The sequence below is a fragment of the Betaproteobacteria bacterium genome, assembly GCA_009377585.1.
Taxonomy (GTDB): Bacteria; Pseudomonadota; Gammaproteobacteria; order Burkholderiales; family WYBJ01; genus WYBJ01.
This window is the reverse complement of record WHTS01000181.1, coordinates 1-8,353: the sequence shown is the minus strand read 5'-3', so window position 1 is coordinate 8,353 and position 8,353 is coordinate 1. Positions and strand designations below refer to the sequence as shown.

General features: G+C 68.8%; 6 protein-coding genes. All 6 read right to left on the bottom strand.

Features of this window, described 5'->3' with window-relative positions; all coding sequences use genetic code 11:
• Nucleotides 1–1,059 (bottom strand): methylmalonyl-CoA mutase (locus tag GEV05_29340; GenBank protein MPZ47396.1); only part of this gene is annotated, 1,059 nt, incomplete at its 3' end.
• Nucleotides 1,060–1,121: 62 nt separating this feature from the next.
• Nucleotides 1,122–1,400 (bottom strand): hypothetical protein, encoded by a 279-nt coding sequence (locus tag GEV05_29335; protein MPZ47395.1) that lies wholly within the window; start codon nucleotides 1,398–1,400, stop codon nucleotides 1,122–1,124.
• A 42-nt stretch (nucleotides 1,401–1,442) separates the two neighbouring features.
• Nucleotides 1,443–1,823 (bottom strand): cupin domain-containing protein, encoded by a 381-nt coding sequence (locus GEV05_29330; GenBank protein ID MPZ47394.1) that lies wholly within the window; start codon nucleotides 1,821–1,823, stop codon nucleotides 1,443–1,445.
• A 129-nt stretch (nucleotides 1,824–1,952) separates the two neighbouring features.
• Nucleotides 1,953–3,962 carry a prepilin peptidase gene (locus GEV05_29325; protein MPZ47393.1) on the bottom strand — a complete coding sequence of 670 codons (2,010 nt, stop codon included), beginning with the start codon at nucleotides 3,960–3,962 and terminating at the stop codon, nucleotides 1,953–1,955.
• Between the two features lie 9 nt (nucleotides 3,963–3,971).
• Nucleotides 3,972–6,116, bottom strand: coding sequence for a hypothetical protein (locus GEV05_29320; GenBank protein MPZ47392.1), 2,145 nt, complete (start codon nucleotides 6,114–6,116; stop codon nucleotides 3,972–3,974).
• Nucleotides 6,117–6,125: 9 nt separating this feature from the next.
• Nucleotides 6,126–8,021, bottom strand: a complete 1,896-nt coding sequence (locus GEV05_29315) for an HlyD family efflux transporter periplasmic adaptor subunit (GenBank protein ID MPZ47391.1) — start codon at nucleotides 8,019–8,021, stop codon at nucleotides 6,126–6,128.
• Nucleotides 8,022–8,353 lie beyond the last annotated feature (332 nt).

Sequence of the window (8,353 nt, the reverse complement as noted above, 5' to 3'; positions counted from 1 at the left end):
CCGGTCGAACTTGTTGATGGCCACCACGTCGGCGGCATCGAGCATCTCGATCTTCTCGAGCTGGCTGGCCGCACCGTACTCGGGCGTCATGACGTACAGCGACACATCGGCATGCGAGACGATTCCCGCATCGCCCTGGCCGATGCCCGAAGTCTCGACGATCACGAGGTCGGCGCCCGCCGCGCGGCACACTTCGATGGCGCCCGGCAGACAGCGCGCGACCTCGGCGCCCGAATGGCGGGTGGCGAGCGAGCGCATGAACACGCGTGGGCCGTCGATGGCGTTCATGCGGATGCGATCGCCCAGCAGCGCGCCGCCGGTGCGGCGCCGCGACGGATCGATGGCGATCAGCGCGATGGCGAGCGTATCGCCGTAATCGACGCGAAAGCGCCGCACGAGCTCGTCGGTGAGCGAGGACTTGCCGGCGCCGCCGGTCCCAGTGATGCCGAGCACCGGCGCGCGGTTGACCGCGGCGCGCTGCGCGACGACCGTACGCGTGTCGTCCGCCAACGCGCCCGATTCGATCAGCGTGATCGCGCGCGCAACCGCGCCCTGCTCGCCGCGAAAAAGCGCTTCGAGACCGCCGGGGATCGACCCCGGGCACACCTCGGCCGCAAGCGCCAGCATGTCGTCGATCATGCCCTCGAGGCCCATGCGCGCGCCGTCCTCGGGCGAATAGATGCGCGCGACGCCACGGGCATGCAGCGCTTCGATCTCGGCCGGGATGATGACGCCGCCCCCGCCGCCGAACACCTTGATGTGGCCCGCGCCGCGGGCGCGCAGCAGATCGAGCGCATAGCCGAAGAACTCGACGTGGCCGCCCTGGTAGGAGCTCACGGCGATCGCGTGCACGTCTTCCTGCACCGCGGCGGTAACGATCTCCTCGACGGAGCGATTGTGGCCGAGGTGGATCACCTCGGCGCCGGCTGCCTGCAGCATGCGGCGCACGATGTTGATCGAGGCGTCGTGACCGTCGAACAGGCTCGCCGCGGTGACGAAACGCAATCGCCGGGCGGACGTCGGGTCAGCTGGAGCGCTGCGGATGCTGAGATCGGTCATCGGTGCCGAAAGGCGGGCAAGGGGAGATGCCCATTGTAGACTGCGGCTCGCCTGGGCGCAGGTCATTCCTTTTCGTTGTCGGCCAGCCACTTCAGAAGCTGCGCCGTTTCGGCGGATGCCTCGGCGGACGGCGATCCTCCCTCCATTGCCGTAACCCACAGGGCATCGGGGAAGCTGCAAAGCTGGGCGTAGTGCTGCGCCAGGCGCTCGAGGTTGTCGCGGACTCGATCGAACGCCATCCGCAACCCGGCCGTTTCCCTCTCGTCCGCAGGCAATTTCTCGATAGCCGCGGTCAGTTCGGTCAACACCATGATGGCTTCATGGATGCGTCCGATATCCATTGACTGCTCCTCCGTCGCTCGTGTTCGTGTGCGCAAACCCCACTAGCGCGAGGATTCGACCTCTACCGTCTCGAACTCCGCCGGCAAGGTGATCTCGATCAGCTCCAGGTCGTCCGAATGTGCGATCTCGTCGTGCTCGATGCCTGGAGGCTGGTGCACGCAGCTGCCCGCCTCGGCGCGCACGCGGCCCACCCCCTGGTAGTCGAACTCGATCCAGCCCCGGACAACGTAGAACATCTGGAAATCGAGCTTGTGGAAATGTGCGCCGGTCACCCCGCTGGCACCGGGCTTGGCGCGAATGACATGCGCGAGAACCTTGCCGTCGGTCGCTTCGCGGATGCCGAGATCGCGGTACTCGAAGAACGACCGCAGGCCGCGTGGTTCGAAATGCGCATCGCACAAGTGGCTCACCGAGAATTTCACGCTGCTTCCCCCTTTTCGCTCGTGACGACCGAACCGGTCTGCCCGCTGTGACTGCAGGCCGGCACGCCATCATTCTGCGCCCGGACGCGCGAAACGCATACACCCATCACCACCACCTGTGTATCGCGTCTACTCGTGCTGCCCGGAGAACGCGAGCGTCTTCTCCAGGCGCCGGTCCAGCCTCAGATTGTCACGGCGTATGCGCGCGTTGTGCTTCTCGGCGGCGGCTTGCGCGCCGAGCCGCAGCAGCCTCAGCATCCAGCGCGAACGGCCGAACGTGTCGCCGCAATTGGCCGCGAAGCGCGTGAGCCAGGGCGCGTGGGTGCGGAAGAGCTCGTCGTCAACCGCCACCAGTGCCGCGCAACTTCCCGGATCGCCCTGGCGCGCGCAGCGGCCGGCGAGCTGGCGGTCGATGCGCGCCGACTCGTGGCACTCGGTGAGGATGACCTGCAACCCGCCGCGCTCGACCACCTCGGCGGGCAAGCGGATGTCGGTGCCGCGTCCCGCCATGTTGGTCGCGACGGTGATGCGTCCCGGAGTGCCGGCACGCGCGACGATCTCCGCCTCTTCGCTGTCCTGCTTGGCGTTGAGCAGCGCATGCTCGAGGCCGCGCGCCGCAAGCACCTGCGCCAGCTCTTCCGAGGCGCGCACCGAGCGGGTACCGATCAGCACCGCCCGGCCCTGGTCGCGCGCGACCCGTTCGGCCAGGTCGGCTACGGCCTGCCACTTCTGCGCGGCGGTGGCGAACAGGCGCCCCGGCAAGTGGCTGCGTCGGTTCGGCCGATTGAGCGGAACCTTGACCACGTCGAGACGAAAGATCGACCAGATCTCGGGTGCGACTTCGCGCGCGGTGCCGGTCATGCCGGCCAGACGCAGGTAGCGCCGGAACAGGCGCTGGTAGGTGATGCGGGCGAGCGTGTCGCGGCGTGTGGTCAGCTCGACCGCTTCCTTCGACTCGATCATCTGGTGCAGCCCGCGCTCCCAGGAACGGTCGGCCATGATGCGTCCGGTGAACTCGTCCACGATCTGCACCTTGCCGTCGGTCACGACGTAATGCTGGTCGCGTACGAACAGGTGCAAAGCCGAAAGCGCCTGGCGCAGCAGCTCTTCACGCGCGCGCGACGATGTCCACGCGCCGTGCTTGTCCTCGCTCCATGCGCGCAGGCGATCCTTGCCCGCCTCTTTGAGATCGACGATGCGGTTGCGGCGGTCGATCGCGTAGTCCTCGCCTTCGTTGAAGCTGCCTGCGAGCTCGAGCGCCTGGCCGCAGAGCTCGGCCTCGGCGTCGTCGCCTTTGGCGGCGGACAGGATCAAGGGCGTGCGCGCCTCGTCGACGAACACGCTGTCGGCCTCGTCCACGATGCCGAAGTGCAGGCCGCGCAGCACCACGCGGCTGGCGCGGCCGCCGCCGCGCAAGCGCTCCAGCGCGAGATGCGCCGCGCTGCCGGCGGTGCCGAGCGCGACCCGGTCGCGCAGGTAGTCGAAGGCGAGATCCTTGTTGGTGCAATACGTGATGTCGCAGGCATAGGCGGCGCGGCGTGCATCCGGCGCCATGTCCTGCACCACGACCCCGACCGTCAGCCCGAGGAACTCGTATACGGGACCCATCGCCGCGGCGTCGCGGCGCGCGAGGTAGTCGTTCACCGTGATGACGTGCACCGGCACGCCCGCGAGCGCGGCGGTCGACGCCGGAAGCGTCGCGGTCAGCGTCTTGCCCTCGCCCGTCTCCATCTCCACCAGGCGGCCTTGCAGCAGGCCCCAGCCGCCCATGAGCTGCACGTCGAAGTGGCGCTGGCCGATGCGGCGCTGCCCGATTTCGCGCACCAGGGCGAAGGCGCGTCCGACCGCCTCGAGCGCGAATCCCTCGCGCCGCAGCCGGCGGCGCAGCTCGGCCGCCACGCCCTGCAAGGCCTCGTCGGAGGCCGTGCGCAGCTCGGCTTCGTGCTCGGCGGCATACGGCACGATGCGCGCCAGCCGTTGCGACGGATCGACCAGCGTGCGCGCAAGCGGCCGCGCCACCCGGCTCACCAGCCAGTCCGCGACGCGGTCGTGCCACTTGGGCTCGTGCTCCGCGCGTTCGGGATAGGCGCGCGCCGCGGCCAGCTCGGCATCGGCGCGCAGTAGCGCTGCCCGCGTCATATCCGCACCCTATACATTGAAGCGGGTGAGGAAGAGCCGCCGCAGGCTGCGATACCACTGTCGGCCCAGCGGCTCGGGTACGTGGTCGAAGCGAACGTAAACCCGCCCGCCATAGAGCGCGCTGGCCGGCGCTTCCAGCTCGAGCTCCAGCTGGAATACCCGCTCGATGGTCTTGACGCCCTTGGGGTCGCGCGGATCGACCGGCACGGTGCCGCCGCCTTCGGGCGAAAGCGCCTTGCTCGGCAGCTCCTCGGCGCCGCCCGGGATCTGGCGCACGATCTTCGCCTGCATGACTTGCTCGATCCGGTCGCTGGCGCGGATCTCGACCTCGTTGGTCGCGAGCCGCACGAGGTCGACGTCGCTTTGCGCAACGATCACGCGTGCATGCGGCTGCGCCGGCTCGATCACATAGGCGATGAGCTCGCCCTTGCGGAAAAACCGCCCTGGCTGATCCACCTCGCGCGGCACGGTGAATACGCCCGAGGATTGGGCGCGCGCGATCAGATCCGCGCCGCGTTCGCGGGCGCGCGCAAGCGCGGCCTCCTCGCGCTCGAGCTGCTCGCGGGTGATCTGCGCCTGCACCCGATCGGTCACGAAGTGCAGCGCGTATTGCGCCTCGAGTTGCGCCACCCGCGCCTCGGCCACCCGGATCTCGGAGGTGAGTGCCGGGTCCATGCTTTCGATCAGCGCATCGCCCGCGCGCACCGTGCGCCCCGGCTCGACCAGGTAGCGCGCGAGGAACCCGTTCGCCCCGGCGCGGACCATCTGCTGCTCCGGTAGCCAGATCACGCCCTCGGTCTGGGAGCGGAACGGCATCGGCACGAACGCGATGAACGCGCCCAGAAGCGCAAGCCCGCCGATGCTCACGACCGCGACCCGGTTTCGATGGCGCGCAAGCCGCGGGCTCGTCGCCAGGTGGTGCACGGTCTTGCCGATCGGCACCAGGCCCATCGCGATCACCGCCCAGATCGCAAGGATCACGCCGATGACAAAGAACTCGCCGGCGATGAAGAGAATGATCGCGACCACCACGACGATGCGGTAGAGGAACGAAGCGATGCCGTAGAACACGAACCAGGCCTTCTCCCCGGGAGTCGCGTCGGGCGCTTCCACGTCGTGGGCGCCGAACAGGTAGCGCTCGAACAGATACCCGAGGTAGCGCATCGAACGGGTGGCGAGGTTCGGGATCTCGATCAGATCGGCGAGGATGTAGTAGGCGTCGTAGCGCAGCAGCGGATTGCCGTTGAAGATCACGGTCGAGACGCCCGCGATCAGGATCACGTTGAAGGCGATCGCGCGCACCATTCCCGGCTCCGCCAGCAGCCAGACGTAGAACGCGATCGCGGCCAGACCGAGCTCCACCATCATGCCGGCCGCGCCCACCACCGCGCGCTCGTACTTGGAGCGGAACACGCTGGCGCTCGATGCATCGACATAAGGCACGGGCATCAGCACCAGCAGCATGACGCCCATGTCGTGCACTTCGCCCCCGCCCGCCTTGGCCGCGATGCCGTGACCGAGCTCGTGCAGCGCCTTGATGAGCGGGAACAGCAACCAGATCATCAGCAGATTGTCGACCGCGAACACCCGGTCGGCGACGCCGTCGGTGAGCTCGCTCCAGTTGGGCGCCACCAGGATGAGCGCGGGTACGACCACGACGAGCCACAGCAGCATCGCCGGCCAGCCCCAGAACGGACGCACGAGCGGCAGCAGGCGATCGAGCAGGCGGTCGGGATCGACCAGCGGCAGCTTGACCGCCATGGGATTGCCGATCGCCCTGCGCGTGCGCGCGCGGTCGTGGCGCTGGGCACGGTCGAACAGCTCGGCTACATCGGGAGATACGTCGCACTGAAGCAGGTCGGAGGCATGCAGCTGGCCGAGCAGATGGATGAGCTCGTCCTGCGTCGGTGCGGCGTCGCCGAGGCGCCGGTTCGATGCTTCCCACAGGCTCCCGACCGTGCGGTTGCCGTCCATGCCGTTGATGACCAGACGCGCAGCCGGCGTGAAGCGGTGCGCCCGCCCCGAGGCGGGGTCCTGCAGGACGAACCAGACCTGGCTGCGATAGCGGTGGCGCTGCATGCGCGCGTGGCTGCGCATGCGCGGCTTCAAGCCTGCGACGCGGTACCAGGAAGCGCTCAGCAGCGGGCCGGCCATAGGCTAGGCTTAGGGCATCCAGGTCCAGAACGCGAGCCGCAGCCAGTCGACCAGGTGATGGGTCCAGATCCAGATGCGCCGCCGCTCGCCGATCGAGATCTTGCCCACGCCTTCCATGCCCGGGCGCAGCCGCTCGCTCGCGATGTCGGCCTGCGCCTCGACGCGGAAGTAGTTGCGTCCATCCTCCGAGCTCGACACCGGCGTGACCCTGGCCACCGAGAACGGCATGCGGCTGCCCGGAATACCGGAGAGCGCGAGCTCGCCTTTCTGCCCGACCTCGACGTGGGCGATGTCGCGCTCGTCCACCTGGAGGATGACGCGATAGGCATCGAGCGGCGCGATCTCGAACAGCACCTTGCCCTGCTCGACCGGCGTGCCGAGCAGCTGGCTCAGATCTCCGCTCACCACGACGCCGTCGAACGGCGCGACGATGCGCGAGCGCGACAGCCTTTCTTCGATCAGCTCGAGCTGCGCCTCGGCCTGGTTCACCTGCGCGCTCAGCACGTTCATGCTCGGCCGATCGCGGGTGGCGAGCGCCTGGCGATATTTGCGCAAATGCTGCTCGCGCTCGGCCTCCCAACGCATCTTCTCCAGCAGGAGATCGCGATCGTCCAGGCGCGCGAGCAACGCGCCGGCCTTGACCACGTCGCCCGCGCGCACCGGGCTCTCGGCGATATAGCCCTCGAAGGGCGCGACCGCCGCGCGCTGCACCGCGCCCTCGACCACGGTCTTGGCCGCGACCCGGTGCTCGCCGTCGGCGAAGGACAGGAAAAGCACCACGGCCAGAGCGAGCGCGCCGAGCAGCTTCCAGCCCGGATGACGCGGCCCGAACAGTGCGCGCGTGCCGGCGGCGGCGCCGTCCCATGCGCGCCGCGGAATGCTGCGCTCGTTCTCGCGCTTCAGATCGAGCACCGGCCCCAGCAGCAGGCCGAGCGTGCGCACCAGCTCGACCGTGGGCGCATCGAACGCCTCGCCCTGGGTGCGCTCGAGCATCAGCACGCCCCAATCGTGGCCGTGGGCCGCCAGCGGCGTGGAGACGATGGCGATGTCGCCGGCATCCTGCGCCAGCGTGGCATGCGCCGCGCCGAGCAAGGCGTCGTCGCCGGGCGCCGGGTGCACGAACGCCGTGCCGAGATCGAGCACTTCGTCCATGGCCTCGCCGATGCGGCGGGCCAGGTTCGACTTGGCATCGAAGGTCGCGGTATGCGAGATGGCGAGCACCCGGCACTCGCCGCGACGCTCGGCGCCGATGGTGACGCGCTCGCAGTCGAGGCGGCGCGCGAGATCGTTGGCGACCGCCAGCGCGGCGGCGCGAAAGCGATTCTCCTGCACGGCCGTCGCAACCAGCTCGGTGGCGAGCGCAAGCCGGTCGAGCGTCGCCTGGCGCTGCTCATAATCGCGCTGCCGGTAGAGATCGACCAGCCAGGCCGCGCCCCAGTGGATCAGCCGCAGCGCTTGTTGCAGCTCGGCATCGGGCCGCGAGCCGAGGTCGAGCACGACGGCGCCATGCAGGCCGCCGGCGACTTCGATCGGGTAGGCGACCCGGGCGCCGCGCAGCCGCCGCTCCGCTTCGATCTGGATCGGCTCGACGATGCCCTGGCGCTCCGCCAGCGCGCGCTGCGCGGTCGGGGCAAGGTAGGCCATGTCGCGGGCCGGATCGGGCCAGATGGCGGCCGGCACATACGTGTTCTCGTGCTCCGAACGCGTCAACAGCAGCGCGCCCAGCACCTGCTCGACTTGCGCGCAGAGGATGGCGAGCCAACTGGCGAAGAACTGATCGGCCGAGCGTGCCGCTACGAACGCGCTCCAGGCGACCGATTCGGCGTCTCCCGCCTCGGAGGCGTAGTGATGCTCCGCGGCTCGATCCGCCTCGAGCGTACGTTCAATCCCGGAGGGCGATGACATTGTTCGATCAGCGTGCAGGAGCCCGGAGTCTACCCGGTTCGCCTGCGCTCCGGTTGGCGTGTTCGGCGAGCGGGTTAACCCGGATATTTCATCGGGGCACGGGATGATGGCGAGTCGAGTTGCGAGCCAGTTTGGGCTCGGCCGTCGCAGCCAATAGCCAGCCTATTGGCAAGACGGACATGCACAAAATGGCCGCAACTCGGCCGCCAGCGCCCGTGCAGGCCGACGGTTAATTCGTACTTTAGCGCCTACGTCCTCAATCATGTCATTACTCAAGCGTCGGTCACGATTCGGGCCGGCCTGGTGAAATATCCGGGTTCACCGCCTCGCCG

Bases quoted from the DNA above. Each gene is read 5' to 3' on its own strand.
- GEV05_29335 (MPZ47395.1), bottom strand. From the start codon at position 1,400: ATGGATATCGGACGCATCCATGAAGCCATCATGGTGTTGACCGAACTG.
- GEV05_29325 (MPZ47393.1), bottom strand. From the start codon at position 3,962: ATGACGCGGGCAGCGCTACTGCGCGCCGATGCCGAGCTGGCCGCGGCG.
- GEV05_29320 (MPZ47392.1), bottom strand. From the start codon at position 6,116: ATGGCCGGCCCGCTGCTGAGCGCTTCCTGGTACCGCGTCGCAGGCTTG.
- GEV05_29315 (MPZ47391.1), bottom strand. From the start codon at position 8,021: ATGTCATCGCCCTCCGGGATTGAACGTACGCTCGAGGCGGATCGAGCC.